The sequence below is a fragment of the Sphingomonas sp. Leaf198 genome (assembly GCF_001424005.1).
Classification (GTDB): domain Bacteria; phylum Pseudomonadota; class Alphaproteobacteria; order Sphingomonadales; family Sphingomonadaceae; genus Sphingomonas.
Window position 1 is genome coordinate 672,844 of sequence record NZ_LMPX01000001.1, and the last position, 14,661, is coordinate 687,504.

Genomic DNA, 14,661 nt, shown 5'->3' on the forward strand with positions numbered 1-14,661 from the left:
TTCCCGCAACGTTCCAAATCATTATCCTACATCGCGTCGTTGTGGCATAAGCCGCACATGACCCGCACTGCCCACATCACAGGTTCCGACAAGCCACGCGCCGGCCTCCCGCCGCGCCGAAGTGCAGACCCTTTCCAGCGTGTGCACTTTGTGAACTTCCGTCCCCTTCGACAGCACGCGCAGCACCCGCTATGACGCCCCCAATGTCAGATTCCTTCGACCTGGGCGAACCCCCGCAGCCGGTGAAAGCACCGGACGCCCCCGCCTACCGCGTACTCGCGCGTAAATACCGTCCGCAGACCTTTTCCGAACTGATCGGCCAGGACGCGATGGTCCAGACGCTCGGCAACGCGATCAAGCGCGACCGGCTCGCGCACGCTTTCCTGATGACCGGCGTCCGCGGCGTGGGAAAGACCTCGACCGCCCGCCTGATCGCCAAGGCACTCAACTGCATCGGCCCCGACGGCGACGGCGGCCCGACGATCGACCCTTGCGGCGTCTGCGAACCCTGCTGCGCGATCGCCGAGGGCCGTCATATCGACGTGATCGAGATGGACGCCGCGAGCCACACCGGCGTCGACGACGTCCGCGAGATCATCGACGCATCGCGCTATTCGGCGGTCACCGCGCGCTTCAAGATCTACATCATCGACGAAGTCCACATGCTGTCGAAGAACGCGTTCAACGCGCTGCTGAAGACGCTGGAAGAGCCGCCCCCCCATGTGAAATTCCTGTTCGCGACGACCGAAGTGAACAAGGTCCCGGTGACGGTGCTCTCGCGCTGCCAGCGATTCGACCTGCGCCGCATCTCCGCCGAACAGCTTGCCAAGCATTTTGCGTGGGTTTCCGCTGAGGAAGGCGTCGTCGCCGACCCTGAAGCGCTGATGCTGATCGCGCGTGCTGCGGAAGGCTCGGCCCGCGACGGCCTGTCGATCCTCGACCAGGCGATCGCGCATGCCGGGCTCGAAGGCGGCGGCGTGACGGCGGATGCGGTGCGCCAGATGCTCGGCCTGTCGGATCGCGGCGCGGTGCGCGATCTGCTGACGCTGATCCTCGCCGGCGACGGGGCAGGGGCGCTCGCCTCCATGCGCCGCCAATATGATTATGGCGTCGACCCGCTGTCGGTGCTGCGGTCGCTGCTCGAGACCGTCCACGGCATCACGCTGACCAAGGTCGGCACGCCGGCGGATGCCGCGCAGCCGATGGAAGAGCGTGCGGCACGCGAGGAATGGGCGGCATCGCTCGGCTATCCCGCGCTGCACCGCCTATGGCAGCTCTTCCTCAAGGGCCATGACGAGGTCGCCAAGGCCGCGCTGCCGATCGAGGCGGCGGAGATGGCGCTGTTGCGTGCGATCTACGCCTCGACGCTGCCCGACCCCGGTGAGTTAGCGCGCCAGATCGCCAGCGGTACGACCCCCGCGGCTGCACCAACGGCGCCGCCGCCACCTACACCTCCTTCCGGCGAAGCGCCGCCCTGGAACGCTGGATCCGCTGCGAAGGCGCCCGAACCCGTCGCGACCGGCCCGATCCTGCCGCCGACGTTCGAGGCGCTGGTCGATCTGCTCGACTCATCAGGCGGTCTCGCGATCGCCGCGCGCCTTCGCCACGGCGCACGCGTTGTCAGTTACTCGCCGCCCGAATTCGCACTCAGCGGCAGCCGCCCGGTCTCCGCCGACACGCTCGCCGAACTCAACACGCTGTTGAAGACGGTGACGCGGACCGTGTGGAAAGTGTCGATCGTTGACGCGCCCGGCGAGCCGACGCTGAAAGAACAGGCCGATACCGCGGAAGAGGCGAACCGGCTTAAATATTGGGATTCGCCATTGGTCCGGGCGGCGCGTGAAGCGTTCCCGGATACCAAGATGGAAAATTGGCCCGGCCAAAGGAGCAACGCATGAAGAATATCGATGAAATCCTCGCCATGGCGCAGAACGTGCAGAGCGAGTTGGAAAAGGCGCAGGCCAGCCTCGATACGATCGAGGTCGAGGGCGCGTCCGGCGGCGGTCTCGTCAAGGTGAAGGCCTCTGCCAAGGGCCGCATCATCAACATCGCGATCGACGATTCGCTGATGCAGGTGAACGAGAAGCAGATGCTGGAGGACCTTCTCACGGCCGCCTTCAACGACGCGCGCGCGAAGGCCGACGCGGTATCGGGCAGCGAGATGTCGAAGATGACCAGCGGCCTGCAACTGCCGCCAGGCTTCAAGCTGCCGTTCTGAACCAAATCGGGTTCGTTTCCGCGCGGGAACGATCGTTCTTCGGCCGGCGTTGCGCTCTCCAGTAATCAGGGAGAGTGAACATGGCCGAAGAGCGCATCGTCGAAACGCCGACCACCCACACCACGATCATCGAACGCCGCGGCGGCGGTAGCGGCATGCTGATCGGCATCGTCCTGCTGATCGCGGTCCTGATCGGTGGCTATTATCTGTTCAGCCGCCAAGGCGCGCAGAACAGCAAGGATGCCGCGATTACCTCGGCGGCGAAGAGCGTCGGCAGTGCAGCCGACAAGGCCGGCGACGCGGTCGAGAAGTCGACGCAGTAAACTAGACTGTTTCCCCGCGAAGGCGGGGACCGAGACTGGGCTCCCGGCTTCGCGGGAGAACAAAGGGCCGTGAGGAATTTAGGCCGCCACCCCGGCGAAGGCCGGGGCCCAGTTGGGAGACATAACTGATTGAGCATTGCGCTTCATCACAGCAACCTTTCCAACTGGGCCCCGGCCTTCGCCGGGGTGGTGTCCACAGTGGAGCGTTTCAGCGCCCTCACCGCAGGCAGCTATCCAACCCATTGTTCCGGACAACGGAAACCCGCCGCGACAGCGTATTCCCGTGCTTCCGCACAAACCCATGCGGATCGATCGCAGCCCGCTTCTTGGGCAACGGCAAGACGGCGGCAATCCGCCCCGCCTCAGTCGGCGACAGCCGCGAAGCGTCGTGGTTGAAATACCGGATCGCCCCGGCATTCGCGCCGTACGTCCCTATCCCGGTCTCGGCGATGTTGAGATATACCTCCATGATCCGCCGTTTCCCCCACAGCGCCTCGATCAGCACGGTAAAATACGCCTCGAACGCCTTCCGCACATAGCCGCCGCCTTGGAACAGGAACGCGTTCTTCGCGGTCTGCTGGCTGATCGTCGAGCCGCCACGAATGCGCCCGCCCTGCGCATTGCGCGCCGCCGCCCCCGCCATCGCCCTGAAATCGAAGCCATGATGCGAACAGAACCGCGAATCCTCGCCAGCGATCGCCGCGCGCGCCATGTCCGGGTCCATCTCCGACAGCGGCATCCAGTCTTTGGTCACGCCGTGGCCGTTGAGGACATCGCCCATCATCGTCCAGGTGAACGGCACCGGCACGAACCGGTAGATACCCACCCACGCGACCGTGATCAGGACGAACCCGAAGATGATCTTGGCGAAAATGCGGAAGAAGCCCATCGGCGCTCCTTATGCGATCGATGCGCAGGCGCCAATAACTGCGCGTGCTGCCATGACGCCGGTCTCGTAGGCGCCGTGCGCGGTGGAGAAGTCGAACGGGTGGCACGCCTCGCCGGCGAAATGGATGCGACCATCGACCGGCGCGGCTAGGACGGCGCGCTTGCCAGTCCGGCCGATGCGCGCGTGGCTGTAGCTGCCGCCGATATAGGGCTCGTGGCGCCAGCGGGTCGCGGCGAGCGTCGTGAAGCGCTTGCGCCAGTCGCTGCCGAGCAGCCCGACGAGTTCGTCGATCGCGAACTGCGCGGCGCCACCGTCCTCCAGCATCTCCGCGCAATCGCCGCCGAAGAAGCTTTCGACGATCGGCCAGCCGAACGGCGACAGGCGGTGGCTGGCGGTGCACGCGGTATAGGGATTGCCGATCAGATGCGCGTTGGTCGGCCATTCGGGGCGGTCGACGTGGAGGAACACCTTGTCCGCGAGGCCGAGCGGGAGGTCTGCGGCGGCGGCGTGCTTGTCGGGGAGCGGCGGGTCGAAGACGATCTGCGATCTGGCGAGGACGGTGGTGGGGACGCAGACGACGACGTGATCCGCCTCGATCGTGCCGACGGGGGTATCGAGTTTGAGGCGGCGGCCGCTGTGGTCGATGCGCGTGACCGGGGTCGACAGGCGGATGTTCAGGCCGGCGGCGTAGCTGGTGACGAGCGTGCCGTAGCCTTCCTTGACGGTCCAGTTGTCGTCGGTGGCGGCGTTTTCGTAGGCGGCCCAGTCGTAGAGCGAGACTTGCGTGAGGTTTGCGCCGTTGGCGTAGCCTGAGATCGCGTCGATCTTCGGGCGCCATTTGTCGTCGGGGGCGATGAAGTCGGAGAGGGGGCGGTCGGGGCCTTCGAGGGCGGCGAGGGCGCGTTGGTTCCAGTCCTGGTAGGCGGTGGCGGAAGCGGTCTGGTCTTCGTGCGGGAAGCCGAGGTCGCGCCACTGGGTGCGCCAGTTGGCGTCGGACCGGTCTACCGAAAAGCCAGTGGCTTCAGCTGTGTTCGTCCAGGGATTGCGCTTGGCGGAGTGAAGCCATCCGCAACCCGCGTCAACATGTTCCCCCGCGAAGGCGGGGGTCCAGTCTGGGCTCCCGCCTTCGCGGGAGAACAAGCTTTTCAGGGATAGGCTGTGCGCACGGCCGCCGAGACGATCGCCAGCCTCGAGCAGCAAGACATCCCGCCCAGCATCGTGCAGCGTCCGCGCCCCAGCAATACCGGCCGCACCGCCGCCGATGACGACGGTGCGCACCATATTACGCCGCCAGCAGGCGCTTCTCGCCGGCGATCCGCATCATCGCCTTTTGCAGCTTCTCGAACGCGCGCACCTCGATCTGCCGCACGCGCTCGCGCGACACCCCGTAGACCTGCGACAATTCCTCGAGCGTCTTGGGATCGTCGGTCAGGCGACGCTCGGTCAGGATATGCTGCTCACGCTCGTTGAGGTCGTCCATCGCCGACACCAGCATCGAGTGACGGACGTCCGCCTCCTGCGCGTCGGCGACGATCTTGTCCTGCAACGGCGCATCGTCCTGCAGCCAATCCTGCCACTGGCCTTCGCCGTCCTCGCGCATCGGCACGTTGAGCGACGTGTCGCCGCCCATCGCCATGCGGCGGTTCATGCTGACGACGTCGGTCTCCGCGACACCCAGGTCGGTAGCAATCTTGGTGACGTGCTCAGGGCGCAGGTCGCCATCCTCGAATGCGTCGAGGCGGCTCTTCATACGACGCAGGTTGAAGAACAGCTTTTTCTGCGCTGCGGTGGTGCCCATCTTCACGAGGCTCCACGACCGCAGGATATATTCCTGGATCGAAGCGCGAATCCACCACATTGCATAGGTGGCGAGACGGAAACCACGCTCGGGCTCGAACTTCTTCACGCCCTGCATGAGGCCGATATTACCCTCGGAGATCAGTTCCGATGTCGGCAGGCCATAGCCGCGATAACCCATCGCGATCTTCGCCACGAGACGGAGATGCGAGGTCACCAGCTGCGCCGCAGCCTCGGTGTCGCCATGCTCCTGAAAGCGCTTGGCGAGCATATATTCCTGTTCGGGTTTCAGCAGCGGGAATTTCTTGATCTCGGCGAGATAGCGATTGAGACCCGCCTCGCTGCCGAGCGCAGGAATCGTCGCTGGAACGTTGGAGCGGGCTGCCATTGTCGTAATCCCTTTCTGCTGACCCCGATTGCCGCACTGCGGCATGGTGTCGATTATCTATACGTGAAGCTGGGTGAACAGTTCCTGCATGTCTGCGGGCATTTCGCTTTCGAACGCCAAAGCGATGCTTTTCACCGGATGGATGAACCCCAGGTGCGCCGCGTGCAAGGCCTGGCGGCGGAAACCGAGCGTTTCGAGCAGCGATTTCTGAGCTTGCTTTGTTCTACCATAGACCGGGTCCCCCAACAAGGCGTGGCCGATCGACGCCATGTGCACACGCACTTGGTGCGTCCGGCCCGTCTCGAGCCGGCATTCGATCAGCGCCGCATCGCGCAGAGTCTTTATAGTCGAGAAATGCGTCACGGCGCGCTTGCCGCCTTCGACGATCGCGATCTTCTTGCGGTTCTGCGGACTCCGCGCGAGCGGTGCGTTGACCGTCCCGCTCGGCGGGCGGGGGATGCCACCAACGATCGCCTTGTAGCGGCGGTCTATGCTGTGGTCGTGGAACTGCTTGGCGAGCCCCTCGTGCGCGCGGTCCGTCTTGGCGGCGATCATCAGCCCCGACGTGTCCTTGTCGATGCGGTGGACGATGCCCGGTCGCGCGACGCCGCCGATGCCCGACAAATTGCCGGCGCAGTGGTGGAGCAGCGCGTTGACGAGCGTCCCGTCGAAATTGCCCGCAGCGGGGTGGACGACGAGGCCGGCGGGCTTGTCGATCACGATCAGGTCGTCGTCTTCGTAAGCGACGACGAGCGGGATATCCTGCGCTTCGTTGTGCAGCGGCGTCGGCGGAGGGATCGCAACCGCGAAAACCTGGCCTGCCGCCGCTTTCTTCGCCGAATCGCGCCACTCGCGACCGTTGAGCGACACTTGGCCCGCGGCAATCAGCCCCTTCAGCCGCTCCCGCGACATGTCGGGGAGCACTTCGGCGAGTGCACGATCCAGCCTCCAGCCATCCGTAGCCGGCGTAATCGATGCTTCGACGATGGAAACCCCCCGGTCCATGTCCTACCGATGTGGCGATGAGCGTGACGATTTCAAGCGAATTGCTGCAGCGGTTGGTCGCAGAGGCGGCCGCGTCGCCGGATGCGGAGGTGTGTGGACTGTTGTTCGGGGCGGCGGAGCGGATCGAGATGGCGGAGGTGTGTACGAACGTGGCGGCTAATCCTGCGCGGGCTTTCGAGATCAATCCGGTGGACTTGTTTGCGGCGCATCGCCGGGCTTGGGCCGGGGGGCTGGCGGTCATCGGCCACTACCATTCGCATCCGTCCGGTTTGCCGGTTCCGTCTCCTCGGGATGCGGCGCAGGCTATGGGGGACGGGGCGGTTTGGGTGATTCTGGGCGGCGGTGTGGCGCGGGCGTGGCGATCGACTGATGTGGGGGCGTTTGTCGAGGAGGCGATCGAGGTCGTTGGCTAGCGACGCAGACCTTCTCCCGCCTCCCTGAAAGGCAGGGGCTGGGGGTGAATTGGCTTCCGCATATCTATCGGTCGTGAATCAAACCGGCCGACCCACCCCCGCCCCCTCCCTTTCAGGCAGGGGGGAAGTAAGGCGGTGGCTCCCCCTCCCGGGTATGAGGAATTAGGGCGGCGCCTTTCCTGATGCTTCCATGCACGGCATGCGAAGTTGGCATTGCGCACTTGCCGCCCGGTCGCCACAAGACGCTCCAGAATTAGGGGATTTTCATGACGGTCAGCCCGGTCGATTTCGCGAGCCTGCTATGTTCGCGCCTATGCCACGATCTGCTGTCGCCGGTAGGGGCGCTCAACAATGGCCTCGAGTTGCTCGCCGACGAAACCGATCCGGCGATGCGCGAGCGGTGTATGGAATTGCTCCACGACAGCGCGCGGGTGTCGGCCAGCAAGCTGAAATTCTTCCGCCTGGCCTTTGGCGCGGCCGGCGGGTTTGGCGAGGCCGTCGACACACGCGAAGCGCGCTCGGCGATCGAGGGGCTGGTCGCGGAGAACAAGCGGATCACGTTCGTCTGGGCGGTCGAGACGTCGGCGATGCCCAAGTCCGCGGTGAAGGTGCTGCTCAACCTCGTGCTGGTCGCCACCGAATCGCTGGTGCGCGGCGGCACGATGGAGGTCGGCGGCGAAGATAACGAGGGCCAGCTCGAGATCGTCGTCAAGATCGAAGGCGCCAAGATCGTGCTCGATCCAGAAATCCGCCGGACGCTGGTCGAAGGCGAAGGCCAGCACAGCGTCACGCCGCGCGCGGCGGCGGCCTATCTGATTAACACTCTGGTCCAGGAGGCCGGCGGTACGGTGATCGTGTCCGAACCGGCTGACGGTATCATGATTTTCGGCGCAGTCTTCGACGCGCGCTGACCCGTTCCGCGACGAAACCGGTCCCCACAGGCTCGGGCGTCGCGGTCGAAGACCTACATCGACACTAACGCGCCCTTAACCTCCGCTAGGCATGACCGTGTCTGAAACGCGGGGCGCGCATGGACGATTTGCTAGAGGACTTCATTGCCGAGACGCGCGAAACGCTGGAGGCGATCTCCGGCGAAATCGTCGCGTGGGAATCGGACCCCGCCGATCGCACCCGGCTCGATTCGATCTTTCGCTTCGTCCACACCGTCAAGGGCAGCTGCGGGTTCCTCGATCTGCCGCGGCTGGGTCGCCTAAGCCACGCGGCGGAGGACGTCCTGGCAGCGGTGCGCGATGGGTCGCGCGTTCCCGATACGGCGATGGTCAACGCGGTGCTGGCGATCGTCGACCGGATCGGCGAACTCGTCGAGGCGATCGATGCTGGTGCGTCGCTCGACGATACCAGCGAAAGCCTGTTGATCGCCGCGCTCGCACCGGACGCAAAACCGCTGGTGCATGTGGCCAGCGCACCGCAAAGCCGCGCCGCGAGCCGGAGCGTCCGCCTAAACGTCGATCTGCTCGATCACATGATGAGCGGTATGTCCGAGATGGTGCTGGCACGCAACGAGCTCGCCCGACGGTTGCGCGACAGCGAGAGCAGCGTCGATCCCCAGGTCGAGGCCGCGCTCGAACGCCTGTCGCTGACGGTGGCCGATATGCGCGATACGGTCACCCGGACGCGCATGCAGAAGGTCGACGCGCTGTTCTCCGCCTTGCCACGCATGGTCCGCGACACGAGCGCGGAACTGGGCAAGGCGGTCCATCTCGTCATCGAAGGCGCGGACGTCGAGCTCGACCGCGAGATGATCGAATTGATGCGCGATCCGCTCGTCCACATCGTTCGCAATGCCATCGACCACGGCATCGAGGTGCCGGCGATGCGCCGCGCCGCGGGCAAGTCGGAAACTGGCCGTCTGGTGGTGTCGGCACGTCAGTCCGGCAACCAGATCCTGATCGAGATCGCCGACGACGGACGCGGCATCGACGTCGCGCGGATCGTCGCGAAGGCGGAGCAGCAGAAGCTGTATTCGGCGGCCGAACTCGCAGCGATGAGCGACACGGCCAAGCTCGACCTCATCTTCGCACCTGGGCTATCGAGCCGCGACGAAGTGACCGCCATCTCGGGCCGCGGCGTGGGCATGGACGTGGTTCGCGCGAATATCGACCAGATCGGTGGCCGGATCGCCCTGACCAACGATCCCGGCCATGGGCTGCGGATCGTCGTTCATGTGCCGCTGACGTTGTCCATCCTGTCGACGATCGTCATCGGCGTCGGTACGCAGCGGTTCGCGATTCCGCGCCAGTCGATCGAGGAGATCGTGACGGTCCGCGGGGATCAGGTCCGGATCGAGACGATCGGCGATGCGGCGGCCGTCACCGTGCGCGGACGTCGCATGCCGATGGTGGCACTCGCATCGCTGTTCGGACTGGGGGCGGGACCGCCGCCGACGCTGGTCATCGTTTCGACCCGTGAGGGGGAGTATGCGCTCGGAGTCGACAGCGTCGTCGATACCGAAGAACTGGTGGTGAAGCCGGCGTCGCCCGCGGTGATGGCGACCGGCGTCTATGCGGGCAAGACGCTTCCCGACAACGGTCTGCCGATGCTGCTGCTCGACACGTCGGGAATTGCCGCGGTCGCAGGGCTGCGGTTCGCGCCGACGTTGGCAAACCATGCGGCGGCGGAAGAAGCGGTCGTACCGGGCATTCCCGCCTTGTTGTTCGACGATCTGGACGGTCAGCGGCGCGCGATCGCGCTTGCTGTGATCGACCGGGTCGAAGTCGTTCCGACCGACGCGATCCGGTGGAGCGGCGGCGCCATGCGACTGTCGGTCGGCGGTGCCCTCGTTCCGCTCTACGCGGTCGGCGAGTTCGGCGGCCGTGCCGACGTGTCCGTATTGCGGCTTACCGATGGCGAGAGCGAAATGGCGTACGCGATCACCGACGCTATCGAGATCGTCGAATTGCCGGCGGAAGTCGCCCCGGCGCGCCAGGCGATTCCTGGGGGTGGCGGACCGATCGCGGGGGTCGTGCTGATCGACGGCGAGCCGGTCGAACTAGTCGATCCGCACGCGTTGTTCGCCGGCGAACCGATGAAGGCTGCGGCGCCGCCGGTCTGCCTGTTGCAGGTCGACGGGTCGGGCTGGATGGAGACGTTCCTCAAGCCCGCGCTGGAGGCATCGGGCTATCGTTGCGTCACGGCACTCGCAGCGGGAGAAACCGCGGCGGTCGCGTTGGCGATGGAGGATGCGCCGGTCCGCGAGACCGCCGCGCCGGTGGTCATGCTCCGGCGCTTCCGCACGGCCGAAGGCGACGATGATGGCAGCATCTATCGGTACGATCGGCCCGCGCTGATCGCGGCGATCGCGGCACGGAGAGCGCAATGAGCGATCTGTTCTTGGTCGCGCACATCGCGGGGCGCGGAGTCGCGATCGATGCGGCGCAGGTCGATTCGGTGGTCGATATCGGCGATATCGTCGCGGTGCCGCGGGCCGACACGTTCGTCCGCGGTCTGGCTGCGCTGCGTAGCCGGGTCGTCACGGTCATCGACACGGGGACTGCGCTCGGGCTGGCGCCGACGCCCGACACTGCACGACGCGCGGTAATCACGATGGTCGAGGGGCATCATTATGCGATCCTGGTCGACTCGGTCGAAGATGTTGCGCCGTTCCAGCGACTCGCTCTGTCGCCGGGTCTGGCATTGCAGCACGGCTGGGCCACGGCGGGGACGGGGATCGTCGAGCGCGATGGCGAACCGTTGCTGATCGTCGATCTGGCCGCGCTCATCCCCGCGTCCACGCTGGTGGCGTGAGCCAGCGGCGTGACGGGAAAAAGCGGTTGATCCGCTACCCTTAACCCGCCGCTTACGGTTTGCGGGCTATCATCACCCCAACGATTTCCCCGGAAGGCTTTTGATGAAGACCTGTCTTGTCGTCGATGATTCGAAGGTGATCCGAAAGGTCGCCCGTCACATCCTCGAGACGCTCGAGTTCACCGTCACCGAAGCGTGCGACGGACGCGAGGCGCTGCAGGCCTGCATGGCGTCGGTACCCGACGTGATCCTGCTCGACTGGAATATGCCGGTCATGAACGGCATGGATTTCCTGCGTGCGCTGCGCGAGGCGGATGTCCCGCGCCGTCCTAAGGTCGTGTTCTGCACCACTGAAAACGGCATGGCCTATATCCGCGCCGCGATCGAAGCTGGCGCGGACGAGTACGTCATGAAGCCGTTCGACCGTGACACGCTCGAATCGAAGCTCCAGATCGTCGGCATGGCCTGATCCGAGCGATTCGATGACGGCCCGGCCTCATCCCTCTCCACGGCGCATCGCGGACGTTTCTACCGATACGACACGCGTGTTGATCGTCGACGATTCGGTCGTCGCGCGCGCCGTGATCGCGCGGCTGATCGATGCGAGTGATCGGTTTTCGGTGGTCGGCGCAGTCGGCAATGTCGGGGCCGCGCTGGAGTTCCTCGCGCGGGCGACGGTCGACTTCATCCTGCTGGATATCGAGATGCCGGGCATCGATGGACTGACGGCGTTGCCCGATCTGATCGCGGCGGGGGGCGGCGCGAAGGTCATTATCGTGTCGTCTTCGGCGGACGATGGCGGCGCGGCCACCGTGCAGGCGCTCGCGATGGGGGCCGCGGAAACGCTCGTCAAACCGACCGCGAGCGAATTGTCGGCGCGGTTCGGTGCGGCGCTTGTCGCCAAGCTGGAAAAGCTTTGCGAGCATCCGGGACAGTTGCCGCCTGCACTCGTGGTTCGATCGACGCCATCGCCGCCTCCCGGATCGTATTCCCCGATCACCCAGCCTGCTGTCTCGCGCTCTATGGGCGTGCCGACGACGCCATCGGCTCGCTGCGCGACCGGCGACGATTACGACATCGTCGCGATCGGTGCGTCGACCGGCGGCATTCACGCCTTAAGCCGGATGTTTCGCGAACTGCCGAGCGGCTTTCGACTGCCGATCGTCATCACCCAGCATCTGCCGGCATCATTCATGCCGTATTTCGCCGCGCAGATGGCGCTGTTGTCGGGACGGGTCTGCGACGTCGCGGTCGACCGGTTGCGGATACGCCCGGGCCGGATCGTCGTCGCGCCCGGCGACGCGCACCTCAAATGCGTCAGGCTCAGCGATGGCGGGGCGGCGTTTCGCCTGACGCACGAGGCCGTCGCAAGCGGGTGCATGCCATCGGTCGACCCGATGCTGGCGTCGCTGGCCGATGTCTATGGTGCACGGGTCATGGCGGTCGTGTTGAGCGGCATGGGCCGCGACGGCGCCGAAGGCGCGCGCCGGGTCCACGACGCGGGCGGCTGCGTCGTCGCGCAGGATCAGGAGACGTCCGTGGTGTGGGGCATGCCCGGCGCGGTGGTGGGATCGGGCGTTGCCGACGCGGTATTGGCGCCCGACGCGATCGGTCGCCTCGTCGCATCGCGACGGCGCGCATGACCCATGCGGCACTCCCCGCGTCGCTACCCACGTCGGTCGCCTCGCCGACCGCGGTCAGCGTTCTTACCGCGTTGCTGGAGGCGCGGACCGGGCAGCAGATCGCAGCCTATCGATCATGGCGCCTCGATACGGCGCTGAAACCGCTGTTGCGCGACCAGAAGCTGGATACGCTCGATCAGTTGGTGACCCAGTTGCTCAAGGGAAGCGACCGGCTGATCGGCGACCGGATCGTCGATGCGCTGGTCAATCAGGAAACCTCGTTCTTTCGCGATGCCCACATTTTCGAGACGATCGTCGAGGCGATCGCCGCTGCCGAAAGCACGGGTCAGCGTGCGCGGATCTGGTGCGCGGGCTGTTCGACCGGGCAGGAGCCACTGTCGCTGGCAATGCTGTTTGCGGAACGGCAGGAAACCACCGGCGCTGCGATGCCGGAAATCATCGCCACCGACGTGTCCGATGCGGCCATCGTCCGGGCACGGACGGGGCGCTTCTCGCAATTCGAAATCCAGCGCGGGTTGCCGGTTCGCCGGATGGTCCGCTGGTTCGATACCACCGGGAGCGATTGGGTCGCCAAGCCGGAACTGGCCAAGGCGATCGCGTTTCGCCGGATGAATCTGGTGTCTGATCAGCCGCCGCCGGGTCGGTTCGATATCGTCCTGTGCCGCAATGTCCTGCTGTATCTGTCGAGCGAGACCAAGCTGCACGTCTTTCCGAAGATCGCCGCGGCGATGCGGCCGGGCGGACTTCTGGTCATGGGCGCCGGCGAGACCGTGATCGGCCAGACCCGCGTGTTCGAACCGAGCAAGCGCTTTCGCGGATGCTACGAGACGCAAGGACCCCCAGGCCGAAGCTGATGGTATCGTTTGGGCGCTGGCGGCGCCGATCGGTATCCGCCGCAGCCTATTACTTCGGCAACCCGTTGACGCTACTGATCTCGTTGGGCAGTGGTCGGGTGGTACACGGCGTCGCGGCGCCCTCTGTGCCATGCGTGCAGAACGGCTCGAAGGGAAGCTGGCTTGAAGTTCATCGAGACGCCGTCACCCAATTTCGACGATCGCACGCTGCCCATCACGATGATCGTGCTGCATTATACCGGCATGAAGGACGGCGCATCGGCGATCGCCCGGCTGCGCGATCCCGAGGCGAAGGTGTCGTCGCATTACCTGGTCGAGGAGGACGGCACGGTCCTGCGGATGGTCGCCGAGGGCCAGCGCGCTTGGCACGCGGGCAAGTCGCACTGGCGGGGGATCGAGGACGTCAACTCCGCCAGCATCGGCATTGAGATCGTCAATCCCGGCCACGAGTTCGGCTATCGCCCGTTCCCGCCCGAGCAGATCGCGTCGGTCGTGGCGCTGGTCGCCGAGATCAAGGATCGCCACGAGATCACCCGCGGCAACATCGTCGGCCACTCCGATATCGCGCCAACGCGCAAACGAGATCCGGGCGAGCTGTTTCCGTGGCATGAACTGGCGCGACGGCGGCTGGCGCTGCCACGGCCGACGAAGAACCTGATGGACCCCGGCTGGACCGAGGGCGGCTTTTGCCTCGCACTCGAACGCTTCGGCTACGACGTCGAGAACCGGATGGCGGCGACGATGGCGTTTCAGCGGCGGTTTCGCCCGGAACTGGTCGATGGCGAGGTCGATGCGGAGTGCCGCTGCATTCTGCTGGCGTTGTTGCTGCCAAAACCGATGGGCGACGACTGACGTCTTTCTCCCCTGCCTTTTCGGGGAGGGGAGAGCGTTGGGGAAGGCATCACCGGTTGGCCACGAAAACGGTGGTGCATCGCCCGCACCCGCGCTAGGGCTCGCCTCGCCAGAGGGTCGGGCGGCCGCGGGTGTCTCAGGACACGCGAGGAAAGTCCGGGCTCCGCGAAACGACGGTGCCGGGTAACGCCCGGCGAGGGTGACCTCAGGGAAAGTGCCACAGAGAGCAGACGGCCAACCCTCGGCTTCGGTCGGGGCGGTCAGAGTGAAAGGGTGCGGTAAGAGCGCACCGCGCGCCTGGTAACAGGGGCGGCACGGCAAACCCCACCGGGAGCAAGATCGAATAGGGGTGGCACATGGGCTTCGTTTCAGCTCGTCACCCGGGTTGATTGCTTGAGGCGACAGGCAACCGTCGTCCTAGAGGAATGGTCGCCTAACTTCCGCATCGAAGGATCGGAAATGGACAGAACCCGGCTTACAGACCCTCTGGCATCCTTTCCCGAACCGTAGCAGA

The 14,661-nt window shown here is 65.6% G+C and carries 15 protein-coding genes and 1 other RNA gene; 12 read left to right on the forward strand and 4 right to left on the reverse strand.

Annotation, left to right across the window (positions count from 1 at the left end; genetic code table 11):
- Nucleotides 1–203: 203 nt before the first annotated feature.
- From ASG20_RS03090 to ASG20_RS03100, 3 genes are all read left to right on the forward strand, one after another.
- Complete coding sequence (locus tag ASG20_RS03090; protein ID WP_056048358.1) at nucleotides 204–1,898, forward strand: DNA polymerase III subunit gamma/tau; 1,695 nt, start codon at nucleotides 204–206, stop codon at nucleotides 1,896–1,898.
- Complete coding sequence (locus tag ASG20_RS03095; RefSeq protein WP_056048362.1) at nucleotides 1,895–2,218, forward strand: YbaB/EbfC family nucleoid-associated protein; 324 nt, start codon at nucleotides 1,895–1,897, stop codon at nucleotides 2,216–2,218. Before ASG20_RS03090 ends, ASG20_RS03095 begins: the two co-directional genes overlap by 4 nt.
- Before the next feature lie 80 nt (nucleotides 2,219–2,298).
- On the forward strand, nucleotides 2,299–2,541 hold the full coding sequence (locus ASG20_RS03100; protein WP_056048365.1) for a hypothetical protein: 243 nt from the start codon (nucleotides 2,299–2,301) through the stop codon (nucleotides 2,539–2,541).
- A gap of 217 nt (nucleotides 2,542–2,758) precedes the next feature.
- On the opposite strand, the gene mtgA is transcribed toward ASG20_RS03100, so the two are convergent.
- From mtgA to ASG20_RS03120, 4 genes are read right to left on the reverse strand one after another with little or no spacing between them, the layout of a single operon-like run.
- Entirely contained in the window at nucleotides 2,759–3,430 is a 672-nt protein-coding gene (gene mtgA / locus ASG20_RS03105; protein ID WP_056048368.1) for a monofunctional biosynthetic peptidoglycan transglycosylase, read from the reverse strand.
- Between the two features lie 9 nt (nucleotides 3,431–3,439).
- Nucleotides 3,440–4,711 carry a flavin monoamine oxidase family protein gene (locus ASG20_RS03110; RefSeq protein ID WP_056048370.1) on the reverse strand — a complete coding sequence of 424 codons (1,272 nt, stop codon included), beginning with the start codon at nucleotides 4,709–4,711 and terminating at the stop codon, nucleotides 3,440–3,442.
- A 1-nt stretch (nucleotide 4,712) separates the two neighbouring features.
- Complete coding sequence (gene rpoH / locus ASG20_RS03115) at nucleotides 4,713–5,615, reverse strand: RNA polymerase sigma factor RpoH (protein ID WP_056048373.1); 903 nt, start codon at nucleotides 5,613–5,615, stop codon at nucleotides 4,713–4,715.
- 57 nt (nucleotides 5,616–5,672) lie between these two features.
- Nucleotides 5,673–6,620 (reverse strand): RluA family pseudouridine synthase, encoded by a 948-nt coding sequence (locus ASG20_RS03120; RefSeq protein WP_056048378.1) that lies wholly within the window; start codon nucleotides 6,618–6,620, stop codon nucleotides 5,673–5,675.
- Nucleotides 6,621–6,637: 17 nt separating this feature from the next.
- On the opposite strand from ASG20_RS03120, the gene ASG20_RS03125 reads away from it, so the two are divergent.
- The 9 genes from ASG20_RS03125 (at nucleotide 6,638) to rnpB (ending at nucleotide 14,641) form a co-directional block, all read left to right on the forward strand.
- Nucleotides 6,638–7,033, forward strand: coding sequence for a Mov34/MPN/PAD-1 family protein (locus ASG20_RS03125; protein WP_056048381.1), 396 nt, complete (start codon nucleotides 6,638–6,640; stop codon nucleotides 7,031–7,033).
- A 266-nt stretch (nucleotides 7,034–7,299) separates the two neighbouring features.
- Nucleotides 7,300–7,944 carry a histidine phosphotransferase family protein gene (locus ASG20_RS03130; RefSeq protein WP_056048383.1) on the forward strand — a complete coding sequence of 215 codons (645 nt, stop codon included), beginning with the start codon at nucleotides 7,300–7,302 and terminating at the stop codon, nucleotides 7,942–7,944.
- A 119-nt stretch (nucleotides 7,945–8,063) separates the two neighbouring features.
- On the forward strand, nucleotides 8,064–10,373 hold the full coding sequence (locus ASG20_RS03135) for a chemotaxis protein CheA (protein ID WP_056048387.1): 2,310 nt from the start codon (nucleotides 8,064–8,066) through the stop codon (nucleotides 10,371–10,373).
- Complete coding sequence (locus ASG20_RS03140; RefSeq protein ID WP_056048390.1) at nucleotides 10,370–10,798, forward strand: chemotaxis protein CheW; 429 nt, start codon at nucleotides 10,370–10,372, stop codon at nucleotides 10,796–10,798. The genes ASG20_RS03135 and ASG20_RS03140 overlap by 4 nt, the downstream gene beginning before the upstream one ends.
- A 103-nt stretch (nucleotides 10,799–10,901) precedes the next feature.
- Nucleotides 10,902–11,267, forward strand: coding sequence for a response regulator (locus tag ASG20_RS03145; RefSeq protein WP_056048393.1), 366 nt, complete (start codon nucleotides 10,902–10,904; stop codon nucleotides 11,265–11,267).
- A 76-nt stretch (nucleotides 11,268–11,343) separates the two neighbouring features.
- A complete protein-coding gene (locus ASG20_RS03150) occupies nucleotides 11,344–12,441 on the forward strand; it encodes a chemotaxis protein CheB (RefSeq protein ID WP_056048396.1) in 1,098 nt (365 codons plus the stop codon).
- On the forward strand, nucleotides 12,438–13,295 hold the full coding sequence (locus ASG20_RS03155; protein ID WP_056048399.1) for a CheR family methyltransferase: 858 nt from the start codon (nucleotides 12,438–12,440) through the stop codon (nucleotides 13,293–13,295). Before ASG20_RS03150 ends, ASG20_RS03155 begins: the two co-directional genes overlap by 4 nt.
- A 162-nt stretch (nucleotides 13,296–13,457) precedes the next feature.
- The gene (locus ASG20_RS03160) at nucleotides 13,458–14,147 is read left to right on the forward strand and encodes an N-acetylmuramoyl-L-alanine amidase (RefSeq protein WP_156364002.1); all 690 of its coding nucleotides are present in this window, start codon (nucleotides 13,458–13,460) and stop codon (nucleotides 14,145–14,147) included.
- A gap of 109 nt (nucleotides 14,148–14,256) precedes the next feature.
- Nucleotides 14,257–14,641: RNase P RNA component class A (gene rnpB, locus ASG20_RS07060), an RNA gene on the forward strand.
- Nucleotides 14,642–14,661 lie beyond the last annotated feature (20 nt).

Bases quoted from the DNA above. Each gene is read 5' to 3' on its own strand.
- ASG20_RS03090 (WP_056048358.1), top strand. From the start codon at position 204: ATGTCAGATTCCTTCGACCTGGGCGAACCCCCGCAGCCGGTGAAAGCA.
- ASG20_RS03095 (WP_056048362.1), top strand. From the start codon at position 1,895: ATGAAGAATATCGATGAAATCCTCGCCATGGCGCAGAACGTGCAGAGC.
- ASG20_RS03100 (WP_056048365.1), top strand. From the start codon at position 2,299: ATGGCCGAAGAGCGCATCGTCGAAACGCCGACCACCCACACCACGATC.
- mtgA (WP_056048368.1), bottom strand. From the start codon at position 3,430: ATGGGCTTCTTCCGCATTTTCGCCAAGATCATCTTCGGGTTCGTCCTG.
- ASG20_RS03110 (WP_056048370.1), bottom strand. From the start codon at position 4,711: ATGGTGCGCACCGTCGTCATCGGCGGCGGTGCGGCCGGTATTGCTGGG.
- rpoH (WP_056048373.1), bottom strand. From the start codon at position 5,615: ATGGCAGCCCGCTCCAACGTTCCAGCGACGATTCCTGCGCTCGGCAGC.
- ASG20_RS03120 (WP_056048378.1), bottom strand. From the start codon at position 6,620: ATGGACCGGGGGGTTTCCATCGTCGAAGCATCGATTACGCCGGCTACG.
- ASG20_RS03125 (WP_056048381.1), top strand. From the start codon at position 6,638: ATGAGCGTGACGATTTCAAGCGAATTGCTGCAGCGGTTGGTCGCAGAG.
- ASG20_RS03130 (WP_056048383.1), top strand. From the start codon at position 7,300: ATGACGGTCAGCCCGGTCGATTTCGCGAGCCTGCTATGTTCGCGCCTA.
- ASG20_RS03135 (WP_056048387.1), top strand. From the start codon at position 8,064: ATGGACGATTTGCTAGAGGACTTCATTGCCGAGACGCGCGAAACGCTG.
- ASG20_RS03140 (WP_056048390.1), top strand. From the start codon at position 10,370: ATGAGCGATCTGTTCTTGGTCGCGCACATCGCGGGGCGCGGAGTCGCG.
- ASG20_RS03145 (WP_056048393.1), top strand. From the start codon at position 10,902: ATGAAGACCTGTCTTGTCGTCGATGATTCGAAGGTGATCCGAAAGGTC.
- ASG20_RS03155 (WP_056048399.1), top strand. From the start codon at position 12,438: ATGACCCATGCGGCACTCCCCGCGTCGCTACCCACGTCGGTCGCCTCG.